Source organism: Streptomyces sp. CB02980, assembly GCF_014451325.2.
Lineage (GTDB): Bacteria > Actinomycetota > Actinomycetes > Streptomycetales > Streptomycetaceae > Streptomyces.
This window is the reverse complement of sequence record NZ_JACSCH020000001.1, coordinates 226,845-242,443: the sequence shown is the minus strand read 5'-3', so window position 1 is coordinate 242,443 and position 15,599 is coordinate 226,845. Positions and strand designations below refer to the sequence as shown.

General features: G+C 71.0%; 14 protein-coding genes. 9 read left to right on the top strand and 5 right to left on the bottom strand.

All coding sequences use genetic code 11. The features are described 5' to 3' along the window. Positions 1–200 precede the first annotated feature (200 nt). Positions 201–1,397, top strand: coding sequence for a S8 family peptidase (locus E0F75_RS01195; RefSeq protein WP_187620524.1), 1,197 nt, complete (start codon positions 201–203; stop codon positions 1,395–1,397). A gap of 375 nt (positions 1,398–1,772) precedes the next feature. Here the strand turns inward: E0F75_RS01195 and E0F75_RS01190 are convergent, their stop codons facing one another. After that, positions 1,773–2,810, bottom strand: coding sequence for a PI-PLC domain-containing protein (locus E0F75_RS01190; RefSeq protein ID WP_187620523.1), 1,038 nt, complete (start codon positions 2,808–2,810; stop codon positions 1,773–1,775). Positions 2,811–3,274: 464 nt separating this feature from the next. On the opposite strand from E0F75_RS01190, the gene E0F75_RS01185 reads away from it, so the two are divergent. Then, positions 3,275–4,573 (top strand): lipopolysaccharide assembly protein LapB, encoded by a 1,299-nt coding sequence (locus E0F75_RS01185; protein WP_187620522.1) that lies wholly within the window; start codon positions 3,275–3,277, stop codon positions 4,571–4,573. Positions 4,574–4,911: 338 nt separating this feature from the next. After that, on the top strand, positions 4,912–5,127 hold the full coding sequence (locus E0F75_RS01180) for a DUF6243 family protein (protein WP_187620521.1): 216 nt from the start codon (positions 4,912–4,914) through the stop codon (positions 5,125–5,127). A gap of 249 nt (positions 5,128–5,376) precedes the next feature. Here E0F75_RS01180 and E0F75_RS01175 read toward each other — a convergent pair whose 3' ends face one another. Continuing rightward, on the bottom strand, positions 5,377–6,405 hold the full coding sequence (locus tag E0F75_RS01175) for a hypothetical protein (RefSeq protein ID WP_194479893.1): 1,029 nt from the start codon (positions 6,403–6,405) through the stop codon (positions 5,377–5,379). Positions 6,406–6,839: 434 nt separating this feature from the next. Between E0F75_RS01175 and E0F75_RS01170 the strand changes: the two genes are divergently transcribed. The 3 genes from E0F75_RS01170 (at position 6,840) to E0F75_RS01160 (ending at position 9,926) form a co-directional block, all read left to right on the top strand. Further along, the gene (locus tag E0F75_RS01170; protein WP_187620520.1) at positions 6,840–7,721 is read left to right on the top strand and encodes a helix-turn-helix transcriptional regulator; all 882 of its coding nucleotides are present in this window, start codon (positions 6,840–6,842) and stop codon (positions 7,719–7,721) included. A gap of 118 nt (positions 7,722–7,839) precedes the next feature. Further along, the gene (locus E0F75_RS01165; protein ID WP_187620519.1) at positions 7,840–9,261 is read left to right on the top strand and encodes an alpha/beta fold hydrolase; all 1,422 of its coding nucleotides are present in this window, start codon (positions 7,840–7,842) and stop codon (positions 9,259–9,261) included. An 80-nt stretch (positions 9,262–9,341) separates the two neighbouring features. After that, a complete protein-coding gene (locus tag E0F75_RS01160; protein WP_187620518.1) occupies positions 9,342–9,926 on the top strand; it encodes a DinB family protein in 585 nt (194 codons plus the stop codon). 283 nt (positions 9,927–10,209) lie between these two features. Here E0F75_RS01160 and E0F75_RS01150 read toward each other — a convergent pair whose 3' ends face one another. Continuing rightward, positions 10,210–10,935, bottom strand: coding sequence for a hypothetical protein (locus E0F75_RS01150; RefSeq protein WP_187620517.1), 726 nt, complete (start codon positions 10,933–10,935; stop codon positions 10,210–10,212). A 79-nt stretch (positions 10,936–11,014) separates the two neighbouring features. Here E0F75_RS01150 and E0F75_RS01145 point away from each other — a divergent pair, with 79 nt between their 5' ends. Next, entirely contained in the window at positions 11,015–11,932 is a 918-nt protein-coding gene (locus E0F75_RS01145; protein ID WP_187620516.1) for a LysR family transcriptional regulator, read from the top strand. 243 nt (positions 11,933–12,175) lie between these two features. Here E0F75_RS01145 and E0F75_RS01140 read toward each other — a convergent pair whose 3' ends face one another. After that, positions 12,176–13,432 carry a cytochrome P450 gene (locus tag E0F75_RS01140; RefSeq protein ID WP_187620515.1) on the bottom strand — a complete coding sequence of 419 codons (1,257 nt, stop codon included), beginning with the start codon at positions 13,430–13,432 and terminating at the stop codon, positions 12,176–12,178. 307 nt (positions 13,433–13,739) lie between these two features. Between E0F75_RS01140 and E0F75_RS01135 the strand changes: the two genes are divergently transcribed. After that, a complete protein-coding gene (locus tag E0F75_RS01135) occupies positions 13,740–14,306 on the top strand; it encodes a hypothetical protein (protein ID WP_187620514.1) in 567 nt (188 codons plus the stop codon). A 148-nt stretch (positions 14,307–14,454) separates the two neighbouring features. Here the strand turns inward: E0F75_RS01135 and E0F75_RS01130 are convergent, their stop codons facing one another. Further along, on the bottom strand, positions 14,455–15,084 hold the full coding sequence (locus tag E0F75_RS01130; protein WP_187620513.1) for a TetR/AcrR family transcriptional regulator: 630 nt from the start codon (positions 15,082–15,084) through the stop codon (positions 14,455–14,457). Positions 15,085–15,180: 96 nt separating this feature from the next. On the opposite strand from E0F75_RS01130, the gene E0F75_RS01125 reads away from it, so the two are divergent. Beyond that, positions 15,181–15,576, top strand: a complete 396-nt coding sequence (locus tag E0F75_RS01125; RefSeq protein ID WP_187620512.1) for a nuclear transport factor 2 family protein — start codon at positions 15,181–15,183, stop codon at positions 15,574–15,576. Positions 15,577–15,599: the final 23 nt, after the last annotated feature.

The following is a 15,599-nucleotide window of genomic DNA, read 5'->3' as shown; positions in this document are numbered from 1 at the left end:
ACCTTCGCCGGCAGATGCCCCGCCCCGCCGGTAAGTGGTGGTCGGGTACAGCGCGAGGATCCGCGGCGTCGAGGCGACGGGCGCTCCGCCGGCCCATGCCACCGCTTCGGCGGATGCATTGCGGTGATGCTTCCGGCATCCGCCTGAATCGTTCGTGATGTCCTAGCCAGTGATCGTTTCCGCGTGATGCGCTCGGCGACGTGAACACACGTACCAGACTCGCCTTCGCGAGCGCCTCCGTGACCGCCCTGGTCCTCACCGTTCCGACCGCGACGGCGGCCGAGCCCGTCGTCGGCCCGGAACCGACCCCCGCACCGCTGGTCACTGCCGCCAACGCGGTGCCTGGCCAGTACATCGTGACCCTCGACAAGACGATCGACGCGGCCGAGGCGACGGAAAAGCTGGGCCTGAGGCCCACGTTCGTCTACGACAAGGCCATCAACGGATTCGCGGCGCCGTTGACCACGCTGCAGCTGGACACCGTCAGGAAGACTCCGGGGGTGGCATCGGTCGAGGAGGACGCGGTGGTGCACGCCCCGCCCCAGCCGTCTGCTCCCGCCGTCCCCCGGAGCCCGGCCGCCACCTGGGGCCTGGACCGCATCAACCAGTGGAGCCTGCCGCTCGACAACGACTTCACCACCCAGGGCAGTGGCGCCGGGGTGACCGCGTACATCCTGGACACCGGCATCGACTACCACCACGACGAGTTCGGCGGCCGCGCCACCTTCGGCTTCGACGCCATGGGCGACGGGCGTTACGGCCAGGACTGCAACGGCCACGGCACGCACGTCGCCGGGACGGTCGCCGGCAGGACGTACGGGGTCGCCCGCAAGGCCAACCTGGTGAGCGTCCGCGTGCTGGGCTGTGACGGCCGGGGCTCCTATTCGGGGATGCTCGCCGGCTTCGACTGGGTCGCCAAGAACGCCAGGCAGCCGGCCGTCCTGAACGGCTCCCTCGGCGGGGACAGGTCCGTGGCCCTCAACAATGCCGCCACGGCCCTCGCCGCCGCGGGCGTGCTGCCCGTCATCGCGGCGGGTAACTCCTCGAAGGACGCCTGCGACGTCTCGCCCGCGTCGGCGGCTGACACGGTGACCGTCGCGGCATCCAACGCGTGGGACGCGGAGACGTCCTTCTCCAACCACGGCCGGTGCGTGGAACTCTTCGCGCCCGGCCAGGACGTCGTGTCGGCGAGGATGGGCGGCGGGTCCGTCGCCATGGACGGCACCTCCATGGCCGCCCCTCACGTCGCCGGTGTCGCCGCGCTCTACAAGGCCCAGTTCCCCACGGCGAGCCCGGCCGAGATCAGCCAGTGGCTCGACGGCAACTCCACCAAGGGTGTCCTGAACAGCCTCAGCACCGGCACCCCCGACAAACTGCTCTACACCGGCGGCCTGTAACCCAAGGCTCCGCCCACGCCCTGGTCACGACCCGGGGCGTGGGCGCGCGGTCTCTATCGCCTCGGCCCGGTCGGGTGGTGGGGCTCAGGCCAGTGGGGCCGTAACCAACAACAAGGGCAGAAGTGCCCGGGCGCCTCGGCCCGGGGCCTGCTATCGGCTCCGTCCGCGCCCGGCCTCAGGGCCGTCCGGCCGTCAGCGGGTGTGGGAACGGTGGCTCGCCCGCCCATGCCGGGAGGAGCGGCCCGCCCGCCCATGCCGGGAGGAGCGGCCCGCCCGCCTATGCCGGGAGGAGCGGCTCGCCCGCCTCCGCCTGGGAGAAGCGGCCCGCCCGCCCATGCCGGGAAGAGCGGGCCGCGTGGACGTGCCGGCGGGGTCTCAGTCGCGGGCGTTGAGTTCCGTGACGACGGAGGCCGGCGTGTGGCCGCTGCTGTCGGATGTCCGGTGGAAGTCGACCGAGACGAAGTTAGGGTCGCGGCCGCCGGCCGCCGGGCGGCACTGCTGGTTGATGCGGTCCCGCAGTTTGGCCCCGTTGTCGAGAGCGGCGTTGATGAGCGTGGGCACGTTCCGGTGGTGGCTCATGGTGAAAAGCCGCCGGAAGCCCGGCTCCTGACGGTCCAGCGGTACGTCGGACCACCGGCTGACGCAGGAGAGGTCGTTGCCGAGGTCGCCGAGGCTCCAGAAGTTGCTGACGGTCCAGGCCTTGTCGTACATGACACCCAGGTGCTCACGGTCAGGCTCGTCGCTGAAGATCAGCAGGCGCTTCCCGGATCCGACGAGGTCGGTCATCCTCGGCCACCCCTGCTGGCGCACGTTCCACGCGTCGGGCCGGAAGAGCAGCTGGTCGAGGCCGCGTACCCGGCCGAGCGAGTTCCCCAGCTGCTGGGCGCTGACGTAGTCCTCCAGGAAGATGGTCACCACCTCCTGGGGATTCGCTGCGAGGAAGTCCACCACGGTCTGCATGCTGCCCTGGAAGGACTGCCGGGGCAGCGCGTACGTGACCCCGGCGAAGGTCTTGCACTCGCCATGACAGAGGTAGACGTCGCTCGGGTAGCAGTCGCTGCCGAAGCTGACGACGCAGAGCCACGTGCTGCGCTCGTACCAGTGGGTGTCCAGGCTCAGGCCGCGCACGCCGTTCTCGAGCTGGTGGCGTATGGACTCGGACTGGGACACCGAACTCCAGCGGGAGTCCTCGTAGTTGGTGAACGCGTTGTGGGTGCCGAGGAAGGAGACCTGGTCGAGTCGCCGGTCGCCCCAGCGCGCCTGGGCCTGGGCCACGGCGGAGCCGTTCGCCGTCGCGGCGGCGGCCGCGACGGATCGGGCGGGCGGGGGCGGTGCGGCACTGGCCAGGACCGGTGTCCCGAGAAGGCTCAGCAGAAGGAGGAGGACGAAGGAGAACCGGACGGGTCTCCTCAAGGACGCGGTCCCGACCGAGCGCGGTCCGAACCGCGGGGCCGTGTCAGGACGGGCGCTCCTGAATGACATGTTCATGGTCGGCATGAGGGGGAGAGTAGCGCGCCGACGGTCGATTCAGCCCTGTTTGGGAAGTTATGTTTGATATGGCGCGGTCTTCCGTCGGTCGCCATCATCGACGAGCGGAGCGATGGGCCCCCGACAGCCCTTCGATGAGTCGCCGCACTCGCCTCTGGCGGCCCGGCGCTACTGAACTACCGGTCAGTCATATGCATGGTGTACTGCCTTGCGCCGACGGGCGCAAGACTCCGGACACACCCCGCGCCGGGCAGGCACAGAAGCGTCCCGGCCTCCCCGGGCCCTGGCGCTCGCGCCTGCCGGCCGGGGGCGTCATTCCGACTGTGCTGTGTGCGAAACCGCCCGGTGGGGCGGCAAGGTGTCAGGGGCGAGCGCTATGGTGCGTGGCCGTGGACGCTACTGATCTTGACCATCAGGCCGGGACGCGGTCCGGCCTGATCCCGCCGGAGCTGGTCTCGCGGCTGATCGAACGCGGCCACAGCGACGTGGTGCGGCTGCAGGCCGGACGTGGGGAGTGGTTCTGCGCGCTGGAGCGGGCGCGGTCGCTGGGTGAGCAGGGCCGGCAGGCCGACGCGATGGAGGTGCTCGCTCCCTATCTGGCGACCGGCTGGTGGACGGCCGTGGTAGCCGCAGCCGAGCTGCTGGAGGGCTGGGGCCGCATCCACGAGGCGATCGAGATCACCCGGGTCCGCATGGAGGCCGGACACCCGATGGCGCTGGAGTCCTACACACGCCTGCTCGCCCGGCACGGCCGCGCCGAGGAGGCGTTCACCCTGTTGCGCCCGCACATCGGCGAGCCGTCCCTCGCCGTGGCGCTGGTCGACATCGCGGCCGCAGCCGGCCGCGACGAGGAAGCCGCCGCGCTGCTCGCCGCCCGGGCCGAGCACCTGTGTTCCGACTTCCCATGGTGCTGCCGGGGCCTCGATCGCGACACGGCGATCGGGCTGCTCGCCACGATCCGCGAGCGTCAGGGCAGCATCGACGAGGCGATCGCCCTGCTACGAGCCGGCGGCACCTCCATGCTCCACCGTGAGCAACTGGCCGCGTTGCTGGCACGAAACGGCCGGCTCGACGAGCTCCGTGCAGCTGCGGCGACTGATGACCCGCGGTACGCCGTGCAACGGCTCGCGATGTGGTGGGAGGAGCGCGGCGACGTGGAGGGGGCGATCGCGGCGTACCGGCAGGCCGGCGGACCCGCGGCCGACGACCCCGCCTCGGCTTTCGAGCTCGCGCAGCTCCTGGCCCGGCACGGCCGGGGGAACGAAGCGATCGACGTGATGCGCCTGCAGGCCGATGTCCGCAACGGGGACGACTGGATCCTCCACACTCTGTCCGCCCTGTGCCTCGCACAGGGCCGCCCCGAGGACGGCCTGGCGTACCTCGACGCCCTCGCCGCCGCCCGCGGGGGCAAGGAGGAGTGGGACCTGTACCGGATGCGGCTGCCGCTGATCGCCGCCCGCGACGGCGTCGACGAAGCGATCGCCCAGGCGCGTTCCCACCCCGAGGGCGGCGCCTCGTACGCCGCGTCGCACATTGCCGAGCTGCTTGCCGGTGCCGGACGCACCAAGGAGGCCGTCGCCGTCCTTGAACAGCATGCCTCCGAGAACAGCCACGACCTGGCCGTCTGTCTCATCGACCTCGGCCGCGTCGAGGATGCCCTGGCCGTCCTCCAGCGGCGCACCAGGTAGCAGAGCCCACGGCGGGCGTGCACAGGCCGTGTCCTCCGGCCGTACGCCGGCCGGCCCTGGCACCGTGCCCGCCCCCGGCCTGGACGAGGGCAGTGCGTGCGAGGCGGTCGAAGGCCGGCGCCGGGTGCTCGGCGAAGGCCAGGGGTGACGCCGGGACGGTGAAAGGGTTGGTCCGCGGGGCTGACGGGACCGGGTACCGTCTTTGTCATGTTCTTCCAGACGTCGATTTACGAGTGAGAGCGTGACGGGCCCCAGCTGACGTCGTCCTTCGACGCGGTCGCGCCCGTCCCCTTACCGATGAATCCGCAGATCACTTCACACCACTACCGGGAGAACCCGTGACTGACAGCAAGAACATCAACAACCCCGTGGGCCAGGGTGGCGGCCAGCGCAAGAAGCTGTCCCGTGCCGAACGGCAGAACAACGGTCCGCACCGCAACCTCGACCGCCAGAGCGCAGCCGACAAGAAGGCGGAGCTGGTGCGCAAGATGCGCGAGAAGACAAGCGGAGCCGGGGGCGCCGCGCAGGGGAGCGGCGACACCGCACAGAGCTGACGCACCGCCGCAGGGCGGCCACCGCGCAAGGCAGGGCCCGGACCGCAACGCGCGGCTCGGGCCCTGCCGTCGTACCGGGACTCTGCCGTCGTACCGGGCGCAGCCGCTTTCCCTCAGTTCTCGGCCGCCCACCGGCCTCTCTGCCGATCACCCGGGGGCAGCAGAAGGCGGCCTCACTACCCGTGCAGACCTCCACGGGTAGTGAGGCGCCGCCCGAGGCTCCCGGCTGAGGGACGAGGCGGGGAACAACTACAAAGAGCGGTCGTCGTCGGTCAGTCTGATGAGCGCGAGCACGGACCGGTATTCGTCGGACGAGTAGCCGGAGGGTCTGTATCCCGTCATCTCGGTTTCCTTGTACTGCTGTCGCTGTACCTCCGCGTACGTCCGTAGGACGGCGCGGGCCTCGTCCGTGGTGCCGTCCAGTGCGGCTGCCACCTCATTCCATGAGGCTCCCAGCTTCAGGGCATCGTGCACGGACCAGGGGCGGTCCGAAAGGACCGTGCGATGGATGGTCTCACCCAGGGCGAGCACCGCGAGGGCGTCGCCCGCCGTGGCGGCCTCGCCCGTGTGGCAGCCGGAGGGCACGTGCCAGTCCATCAGGCGGTGGTGGTGCTCGAAGTACTTCTCGGCTTTCCGGTGCAGCAGGATGCCGTACCCCACGTCGTCCGGCCGCCGGATCACCCGGGCCTGCCATTCCTCGTGAGAGCCGGGGGAGCGGGTGTGCGCGGCGCGGCCGGTGGTGGAGGGCCGCGGGTGCGTAGGCGTCGAGGAGGCGTTGTCTTCCTTCGAAGTGCCGGCGCGCCGGCTCCCGCCGTGCTCCGGTGCGTCATCCGCCGTGATGCCGACTGCATCCACCCGCACGGACTTCGCTCCAGAGCTGCGCGTGTCGCCGGCACGCGCGCCGGGCTCGGCAGCGCCTCGCACTGAGGTGTCGTCACGACCGGCCCTTCTCACAGCGGACCGGATCAAGGCGGCCGTGGCGGCCAGCGCCCCCAGGTGTGCCCCGGCTCCTGCAAGCAGGAACGGCCAGGGAGATTCACCCTGGTCCGCAGCCTCCAGGCCCAGCCCCACGGAAGCCGCCAACGCCACGATCAGGCCCACCCACGGCAGCAGGACCATCGGCAGTGCCCACGCCTTGGGGGGCCGGTCGACGTTGACACTCACCCAGAGGGAGATCAGGTTGATCAACAGACCGAACCCGGCCAGCACGGCCACTGTGGAGAGGTAGAGCATCGGCCAGTCCTCCGACGCGCAGGAACCACTGCTCGCGTCATACATGGATGAGTTCATGGACTCCCTGCCGTTCGGCCCGCTCGACAACCACCCCTCAGGGTAGGAACAGGCGGGCGCCTCGCCATGAGCACCCGTACTCAGTCCGCGACCGGTCGAGTGCTCACTCCGCGGGCGCGCGGGTCAGGGTTCGCCGCCGGAGTGGGCGCCTGGATCGCCACGGTCTTCGGACCCGGGTGGGGACCGGCCCTCGTGGTCGCGGGCGTGATACTGCCCCGGGTCCTGCTCACCGGTGTCCTGAACGGCTCCACCCGCGGGCTCCTCGAACTCCGGGGCGCTGGGGGTGGCGGCCCTGCGGGTCCAGGACGAGCCGGTCGACGACCTGGACGACGCGTCCTGAAGCGGTAGGCCTTCCCGTCGGTTCCCTCCAGCGCGTGTGAACCGCCCCAGGGTGGGGGATCCGAGGCCTCAGGGGGAAACGCATGAACGAAGAGGGCCGCAGCGTCCGGGAGTTACTCGAGGACGAGGCCGTACGGGAGCGGCGCGGCGCGCTGCGCGGCCGGATCAGCGCCGCCGGGATCACCGTCCAGGACATCCTGTGCTGCGAGGACAGCGCGGGATTCGTCGGGCCCGGGCACGCGGACGGGTACACCGTGGTCCTGGCCCGGGCCGGCGGCTACCTCCGTCGGATCGCCGGCGAGGAGTTCTTCGTCGACGCGAGCGGCGGATACCTCACCCGGCCGGGCGATGAACACCGGGTCGCCCACCCGATCGGCCCCGGTGACCGGTCCACAGAGATCCGGCTCGGCGCCGAGCTGTTCACCGACCGGTTCGACGGCCCGCCGCTCTCCCGCCGCTTCACTGTCACCGGCACCACCGACGTGCACCACCGCGCCCTGCTGGCGGCGGCACGGCGCGGGGCCGACGACTTCGAACTGGGCGAGCGACTGCACCGGTTGCTTGACGACATAGCCGCCTCCGCCGGTCACTGGCGCACGGACACGAGCCGCCGCCCCGCTGCCGCCCGCGCCCACGCCCGGCTGGTCCGCGACGTCTGTGCCGTCCTGGCCGGCGGAACTCCAGGGCTGCGCCTCTCCTTGGAGGAGCTGGCCCGCGCGGCAGGCGTCTCGCCGCACCATCTCAGCCGCGTCTTCCGCGCCGTCACCGGCACGACCCTCACACACCACCGCAACGAGCTGCGGATCCGGGGTGTCCTGCACGCGATCGAGGAGGGCGAGGACAGCCTGCGCACCCTCGCGTACACCTACGGGTTCGCCGACCAGGCGCATCTGACCCGTGTGTGCCGCAGCCATACGGGGCGCGTCCCCAGTGCCTTGAGGGGTGTTCTCGCGGATCGCGCATGAATGTCCAACGCACCGGCGCAGGGCGCGCCACAGACTGGCACCGGCCGGAGACCCGGCCGGCGCCGTGCTTCCACGGGTGCTGTACGGCGCACCGTCTTCCTCGTGGGGGAACGTGACGATGACCTTCCTGACCAGAGCCGCTACGACCGTGGCGGCCGCCCTGACGGCCGTTGTGTGCGCGAGCTCCGCACCAGGCGCCACCCCGGCCCCGTACCCCTCGGTCCCCACCGTTCCCTCCGCTGCCTCCCACGTGGCACCGGGGCTCACCGATCCGCGCCCCTGCCCCGGACAGACCGACGTGACCTGCGCCGATCTCACCGTGCCTCTCGACCGTACGGGCGCCATGCCGGGCACACTGAAACTCCAGACCGCGGTCTTCGGCACCGCCGACGCGCCCAGGGGGACACTGCTCTTCCTCACCGGTGGCCCCGGCCAGCCGGGCGTCCCCTTCGTCCAGCGGATCCGCGAGCGGCTTCCCGAAGCCCTGGCCCAGTACCGACTGGTGATGATCGATCAGCGGGGCACCGGCGGTGCGGCCGTCGACTGCCCGCAGCTCCAGGCAGAGGTGGGCAGCAGCGACACCGTCGTTCCCACGCCCGGCGCCGTCACCGCCTGCGCCAAGAACCTCGGCGTGAACCGGAACTTCTACACCACCGCTGACACGGTGGCCGATCTGGAAGACCTGCGGCGCGCCCTCGGCGTGGGCTCCTGGACGCTCGACGGGGTCTCGTACGGCACGTTCACCGCCGGCCGGTACGCCCTGACCCATCCGCATCGGGTCCGGGCACTGGTCCTCGACTCCGTCGTACCGCTCGACGGTGCGGGCGTGCTGTACGAGAACGCCCTCGGCCACTCCGCACGGGTACTCCGCACCGCCTGCCGTGAGCAGGGGTGCGGTTTCGACCCGGCCCGGGACCTGGCGACCGTCGTCCGGCGCGACGGCAACGGGGTCGGGGTGTTCAACCTGCTCGTCATCGCGAGCATCATCGACCCCAAGCTCGACAACCCCCGGTTCGGCATCCTCGGCGCCCTCCACGCCTCCGCCGCCGGCGACCGGGCCCGCCTCGACGGTCTCGTAGCCGGGTTCTCCGCGCCGTCCGACGAACCGCCTTCGGAGTTCAGCTCCGGACTGCACGCCGCGACGCTCTGTGCCGACTCCCGATGGCCATGGGGCGACGCCTCCGCCCCCGCCGAGGGACGGGAACAAGCCCTGAAGCGGGCCGTCCAACGGATCCGGCCGGCGGCGGTGTGGCCCTTCGAGCGGAAGACGGCGGGGGCGCAGGGCATCCCGCAGACCTGCTTGCCCTGGCCCTCCTCACGCCCCGACCAAGCCGTGCCCCGCCGCACGCTGACGATGCCGGTACTGATCCTCGCCGGCGACCGGGACCTGTCGACGCCGGTGCAGTGGGCCCGCGACCTGGCCTCCGTGACCCCGCGGGCCGAACTCGTCGTTCTCGCGGGGGCCGGCCACTCCACCCAGAGCCGCAGCGACGGCGGCGCCCGGGCCGCCGAGGAGTTCCTGCTGCGCCAGGCGCACTGACCGCGCCCCCGCACTGCCAGTCGTTGCGGACCACGTACGAGATTTGAGACCACGAGCAGCCCATGGCAGGCTCATGCCGCATGATCGATGAATTCGCCAAAGACAACCTGCACGGGAGACTGCGGCGGGACCGCCAGGCGCTGCTCTGGAAACTCGACGGCTTGTCCGAATACGACGCCCGCCGGCCTTTGACAGCGACCGGGACCAACCTCCTCGGCCTGGTCAAACACGTGGCCACCGTCGAGGCCAGGTACTTCGGCGAGGTCTTCGGCCGCCCTTCCCCGGAACCGCTGCCCCGGTGGCAGGACTCCGACGGCAGCGATCAGTGGGCGACCGCGGACGAGACCCGCGATCAGATCATCGGGTTCTACCGGCGCACGTGGGAACACTCGGACGCGACGATCGACGAGCTTCCCCTCGACGCCCCCGGCCACGTGCCGTGGTGGCCGGAGCCTCATTCCCACACGAACCTGTTCGCCATCATGGTCCATGTCCTCGGCGAGTCCATCCGGCATGCCGGGCACGCCGACATCCTGCGCGAGGGCCTCGACGGCCGGACCGGGTTGCGCGCCGAACACGAGAAGCAGATCGACGAGGAAGCCCGTGCCGCCCACTGCGCGAAGATCGAGCAGGCCGCCAGGTCGGCCGCACCGATCAAGACTTAGCGGGATGCCCAGGGCATCCCGCTCGTCGCCGTGTCCGGCGCGAACATGCACGACCGCCTCGCCCTCAAACCGCTCGTCCGCGGCAAACCCGCCGTCCGGTCCCGCCGGGGACCCACGGCGGCGCCGACCCGTCAAACTCCGCGCGGACAAGGCGTACTTCTCGGGGCACGTTCCTCGCCGGCGGCCTGCTTTCTGTCGCGGCCTGCGCGGTGCTGCTCGGCGGATGGCTGCTGCGTCAACGACCTGGATCCGTCGAGTAGAGCGCCGTCAACGCGTCAACGCGTCAACGCGTCAACGCGTCGACGTGCTGGGCGAATGCGGTGCGTTGCCCGTCGGTCAGGGCGGCGTAGAGCGGAGCCTGCAGCTCGTCGGTGAGTCGCTCGGCACGCTGCCATCGGGAGATCAGGGCTGAGGCGACGGGACGTGGCTCTTGCCAGCCGTAGTGGGTTGCCTGCTCGATGCCGAGGTTGATGACCATTGCCTCTTGGGCGCTCAGCCCGCACAGGCGCACCGCGGCCAGATGGCAGGCCCCACGGTGTTCCCGCAGGACGTGTATGCGCTGCATCGCCGCCCCGACGGGGTCGTCGCCGGGGCAGGGCTGCGCGCGCCAGCCGGCGAACAGGGGCAGTGCGTCGGCGTCGGCGGCGTCGATCAGCCGCTGCGCCAGGTGGTTGAACTGCTCGACGTCGACGTCGGCGGAGATGTGGGCGCGCCCCCACGTCCGGACGGCCTGTGCGTAGCATGCGGCGGATTCCTCAGGCGGCATCACGGACCGTCCGTCCCGCCAGCCGGCGATGACCAGATCAGGGCCGAGGAAGCCCTGCACCGCTTGGACCACCTGAGCCGGTGCCTCGCCGAGCACTCCGAATCGTCCGCGGCAGTAGAAGCCGCGCCCTGGGGCGAACCCGGCGCGCAGGCCGATGGCGGCGGTCGCGTCGTCGGACATGAACTCGTCCCCGAAATCGTGGATGGGCCGGGCAACCGAGGAGATGCAGTCGAAGATTTCCATGAGCTGACGGTCGCTCACCTCGACTCGGCAGGTCAAGGGGATCATTTCTCATGGAACCCTTTAGGTAATCTATCGAGTCATGCTGGATATCCGCCGTCTGTACATGCTCAAGACCGTCGCCGCCCGCGGCTCGATCACTGCGGCCGCCCAGTCCCTGGAGCTGTCCGCCGGTGCCGTGTCCCAACAGCTGGCCGCGCTGAGACACGACGTGGGGGTCGATCTACTGCGTCCCGACGGGCGAACCGTCGCGCTCACGGAGGCGGGCCGCGTCCTGCTCGAACACGCCGACCGGATCCTCGCCGCCATGGAGGAAGCCGAGTCCGCCGTCGCGGCGGTCAAGGGGACGGTCGGCGCCACCGCCACGCTCGCGGCGTTGCCGTCGACCGTCGCCAGGATCGTGGCCCCCGCGCTGGCCGCGCTGGGATCGGATCATCCGCAGCTCGCGGTGACCTGTCTCGTCACCGACCAAGCGCAGCTGCGGGAACTCGCTCTCGGCACTGTCGACGTGGTGCTGGGGCAGCGATACCACCATCTGCCGGAGACCGCGCCCCGGGGTGTCCAGGTCTCGCCGCTGCTCGACGATCCGCTGCTCGTCGTCACCGCCGCCGACGGATCCGACGAGCGTCCCCGCGCCCTGCGCGAACTGGCCACGCACGACCTTGTCGTGCCGCCGGGGACCACGGACTGCGGACAGGCCATCCTGCGCGCCTGCCACCAGGCCGGCTTCACACCTGCGGCGCGCTACGTCACCGCCGACATCGCCGCGCAGCTCGCCCTCGCTCGCGCCGGCCTCGCCACCGCGCTCGTCCCCCAGACGGCCATCGACCCGGGCACGCCCGGAATCCGCACGGCGCCCATCGAAGACCACCCGATCCTGCGCCTCCTGTTCGCCGCGACCCGTCACACCGAGGCGACCGACCCGACGACCTTGGCCGTCGTCGCGGCACTACGCGCAGCAGCGCGACGGGACCGCACCACGCACCTCCCGCCGGCCTGAACGCGGTCCCGTAGGGGGACCACCTTGCACGGTCCCGCGTCAGCCGAGGAGGCGAGGACCTCAGCGCCCCGCAGGCAGGCGCCCTTCGACGGTGCCGGCATCCTGGCGCTTCGGCGCACCGCCGGGAACTCCGCCGTCCTGCACATGCTCCAGCGCTCCGGCCACCCCCCACGCCCAGCCACTGCCCCACCCGCAGACCCCGGTCCAGGAGAGGCACGTCCACGGCGCCGGTGGTGTGGGGGATCAGCTGCTCCGCACCACCACGTGCAGGGGGGCGCGGAAGGACAGCAGCCCCAGCATGGAAGGGTCGCCGTCCTCGGCGAGGACCGCATCGGGCAGCAGCCGTGCGGCCGTGCGGAGTGCCACAGCCGCCTCGGTGCGCGCCAGAGACGCTCCCGGACAGCGGTGCCGGCCCACTCCGAAGGAGAGGTGATGGCGAATGTTGTCCCGATACGGACGCAGCACCTCGGGCTCTTCGAACACCTCTGGATCCGAACCCGTCCCCATCAGCATGAGCAGGAGTTGCGAGCCGGCGGGCAGCTTCGTCCCGGACAGTTCCACCTCATGTGCTGTGACCCTGCGCCAGGTGGTGACCGGGGGTTCACGGCGGAGGATCTCCTCCACCCAGGCCTCTGCGAAGCCGTCCTCGGTGGCGGCCCGCGCCCACGCCTCGGGTTCGGCCAACGCGCGGAGCAGTGCCGTGGAGATCAGCTGTCCCGTGGTGGATTGTCCGGCGATGAAGACGAAGAAGCACACGGCAACGGCGGTCGCAGGATCGAGCGGCTCACCACTGGGCAGCCGGTGTGCACGGAGGGAGCCGATCAGACCGTCCGCAGGTGCGTCCCGGGCCACCTGGTCTGCCAGCCACCGGTAGAAGTCCCCGACCAACTCCCCGAGACGGGTCTGCCGCTCGGGCGACGGCCAGCCGTAGAACAGTTCCAGGGCGGCGTCGCTCCACGTCGTGAGCGTGGTGTCGGATATGCCGTCGACGCCGAGCAGTCGCATCATCACCCGGCACGGCAGGAGCTGTGCGTACTCGACGGCGATGTCACACGGGTGGCCGGATGCGAACCGATCGCTCAGGTCGGCAACCATCTCCCGCGCCGTCTCCTCGATCAGCGGTACCGCCGTGCTCACACGGTCGGCGTTGAAGAATCGAGTGACAAGCCGGCGAAGTTCGGCGTGGCTGGAGCCACCGTTGTTGGCGAGCGCGGGCGGCAGTGCGAACCGTGCCCGGGCGAGCCCGCGCAGCGTTGGCATGGAGAGCGGGGAGACGGCGTGCTGGGCGTTGTCCGGCAGGTAGGCAACCGGATCCAACAGCACCTGCCGTACATCGGCGTACCGGCTGACCAGCCACAACCCGGTTTCGGCGTCGAAGTGGACGGGGTCGGCACGCCGCAAGGCAGCCAGGACGGGATACGGATCGCGTACGAACCGCGTGTCGGAGAGGCCGGGAAGCCCCTCCGTCCCGAGAACCGGACATGTTGTCGTGCCTGTCATCAGTGTCTTCTCCACGCGGTGTCTGCCCGAACGCAGCGGGCGGTGGTCTTCGCGCCTGCTCGTGACAGCGAAGACCACTGCCCTGCGAACCGGCAAGTCGGGAAGAATCACACACCCGGATGAGGTCAGGCGGCGTGGCCGGCCTCCACCGTCAGCTCGACACCGATCGTGCCGTCCCACAGGGCTCACGGCTCCCGGGATCGCCGGGCCGGGTGTCCTCCGTCCGGACCCTCCGTGGGACGGGTGAGGTGGGTGGGGGAAGGGCTAGTGGGGCATCCGAGGCCCGCCGCCGTTGAGGAGTCCGAGTATGGCCCGCACGCTCGCCCTGGTCCTGGCCGGCGCCACCGCGCTCGCCGTGGCGCCCGCCGTCGCCGGGCCGGAGCCCGGCAGGGCGGAGGCGGAGGCAGCGGCGGACAAGGCGGTCACCTATCGGGTGACCGCTCCGTACCAGCAGCACGCGAACGGTGTGCGGGCCGGCTACAAGCCCGATCAGTACTGCGTCTTCGACCGGGCGGGTGGCACGGGCGCGCTCGGCTACCCGCATTTCAACCACGCCTACGACAACTCGACGGACCCGGCGAAGCCCACCGCCCTCTTCTACGAGGACGACGGCAAGGGCGGCAAGCGTCTCGTCGGCGTGGAGTGGCTGGTCCACGACCGCGACCAGAGCCTGAAAACGGACGACGACCGGCCGAGCATGTTCGGCGTGCCCTTCAAGGGCCCCAACCGTGGCAACTTCCCCGGCCAGCCCCTCCACTACGCCCTGCACCTCTGGCTGTGGAAGAAGAACCCCAAGGGCCAGTTCACCACGTACAACCCGGCGGTCACCTGCCTCCCGGGGACGACCCGCCCGCAGCCGCGCCCGTCATCCTGACACCCCAGCCGGTCCGCCTGCCTGAGCCCGAGCCGGGCCCCGGGCCATGTGCCGGCCCGCAGCCACCAGGAGCCGGCCGAGAATTCTGAGGCTGAGCCGGCCACGAAAGACATCCCGAAGGCCGACCGCGTGTGCCGGCAAGATCACCCTAAGGTCGGGGCTCCCGTTCCGTTCCTGTAGTGGGGGTCCGCCGTTCCAGCGGCTGGGGGAGCCCGGCGTCGACGATGTGTTCGGCGAGTTCGCGGGCCGCGGCGACGGGCGGCCGGTCCTCGGGGCGGGCCGCGCCGGTGGCGAGAAGGCCGTCGACGAGGATGAGCAGCTGGTCGGCGGCGAAGTCGGGGCGCGCGTGTCCGAGGGCGGCGAACTCGTCCGTGAACAGCCCGTGGAGGGTACGCCGGTAGGCCCGCGTGACCTCGTGGCCCGGATGGTCCCGGTTGGTGAGCGCGAGGTCGGCGGCGAGGTAGCGGCAGCCGTGGAAGTCCGGGCCCGCGGCGATGCGGCCGAGCTGGTCGACGACCGCGAGGAGCCGGGTCCGTGGGTCGTCGCCCGCGGCGTCCATGGTGGCGCGGTACTCCGCCACGTCCTCGGCGGTGCTGCGGCGCAGCACCTCGGCGATCAGGCCGTCCTTGCCGCCGAAGTGTTCGTACAGGGAACGGCGTGCGACGCCGGCCGCCTTGAGCAGGGTGTCCACGCCGACGCCGACACCGTGCGTGTAGGTCAGCTCCTGGGCGGCGACCATCAGGCGTTCGCGGGGGCCGGGCTTGGTGGAAGCAGTCATGGCGTGATTGTGCCAGCGCTTGACGCGGTAGATCAATCGGTCTATCTATATCTGTAGGCGATAGATCGACTGGTCTATCTCGTTCGAGGAGGCGTCATGTCCGTGCGCAGCACCGCCGAAGTCATCGCCCGTTTCAACCGCGCGTTCACCGACCGTGATGCGGCTCTCCTGGCCGACCTGGTCGCCGAGGACTGCGTCATGGAGAGCGTCCAGCCCGCGCCGCGCGGGGAGCGGGTCGTCGGGCGCGAAGCCTGTACGGAGTGGTGGACGGCCCTCGTCGACGACCTCGCCACGCAGTTCACCCCGCAGGAGGTGATCGTGGCGGGCGACCGCGCGACGATCGTGTGGACCTACCGCTTCGGGGACGGCCCCGACCAGTGGGTGCACGGCGTCAACGTCATGCGCGTGACGGACGGCCGGATCGCGGAAGCCCTCGGCTTCAGCAAGACCGTCGGCGAGGTTCCGCTGGCCTCCGAGCCCGACGGCGCGTGAAGGCGCGTGAAACGGCACTGAAT

What these genes read in the sequence shown, in the direction of transcription:
- E0F75_RS01165 (WP_187620519.1), top strand. Translation starts at nt 7,840, where the DNA reads ATGACCTTCCTGACCAGAGCCGCTACGACCGTGGCGGCCGCCCTGACG.
- E0F75_RS01150 (WP_187620517.1), bottom strand. Translation starts at nt 10,935, where the DNA reads ATGGAAATCTTCGACTGCATCTCCTCGGTTGCCCGGCCCATCCACGAT.
- E0F75_RS01170 (WP_187620520.1), top strand. Translation starts at nt 6,840, where the DNA reads ATGAACGAAGAGGGCCGCAGCGTCCGGGAGTTACTCGAGGACGAGGCC.
- E0F75_RS01175 (WP_194479893.1), bottom strand. Translation starts at nt 6,405, where the DNA reads ATGTATGACGCGAGCAGTGGTTCCTGCGCGTCGGAGGACTGGCCGATG.
- E0F75_RS01125 (WP_187620512.1), top strand. Translation starts at nt 15,181, where the DNA reads ATGTCCGTGCGCAGCACCGCCGAAGTCATCGCCCGTTTCAACCGCGCG.
- E0F75_RS01130 (WP_187620513.1), bottom strand. Translation starts at nt 15,084, where the DNA reads ATGACTGCTTCCACCAAGCCCGGCCCCCGCGAACGCCTGATGGTCGCC.
- E0F75_RS01135 (WP_187620514.1), top strand. Translation starts at nt 13,740, where the DNA reads ATGGCCCGCACGCTCGCCCTGGTCCTGGCCGGCGCCACCGCGCTCGCC.
- E0F75_RS01145 (WP_187620516.1), top strand. Translation starts at nt 11,015, where the DNA reads ATGCTGGATATCCGCCGTCTGTACATGCTCAAGACCGTCGCCGCCCGC.
- E0F75_RS01140 (WP_187620515.1), bottom strand. Translation starts at nt 13,432, where the DNA reads ATGACAGGCACGACAACATGTCCGGTTCTCGGGACGGAGGGGCTTCCC.
- E0F75_RS01160 (WP_187620518.1), top strand. Translation starts at nt 9,342, where the DNA reads ATGATCGATGAATTCGCCAAAGACAACCTGCACGGGAGACTGCGGCGG.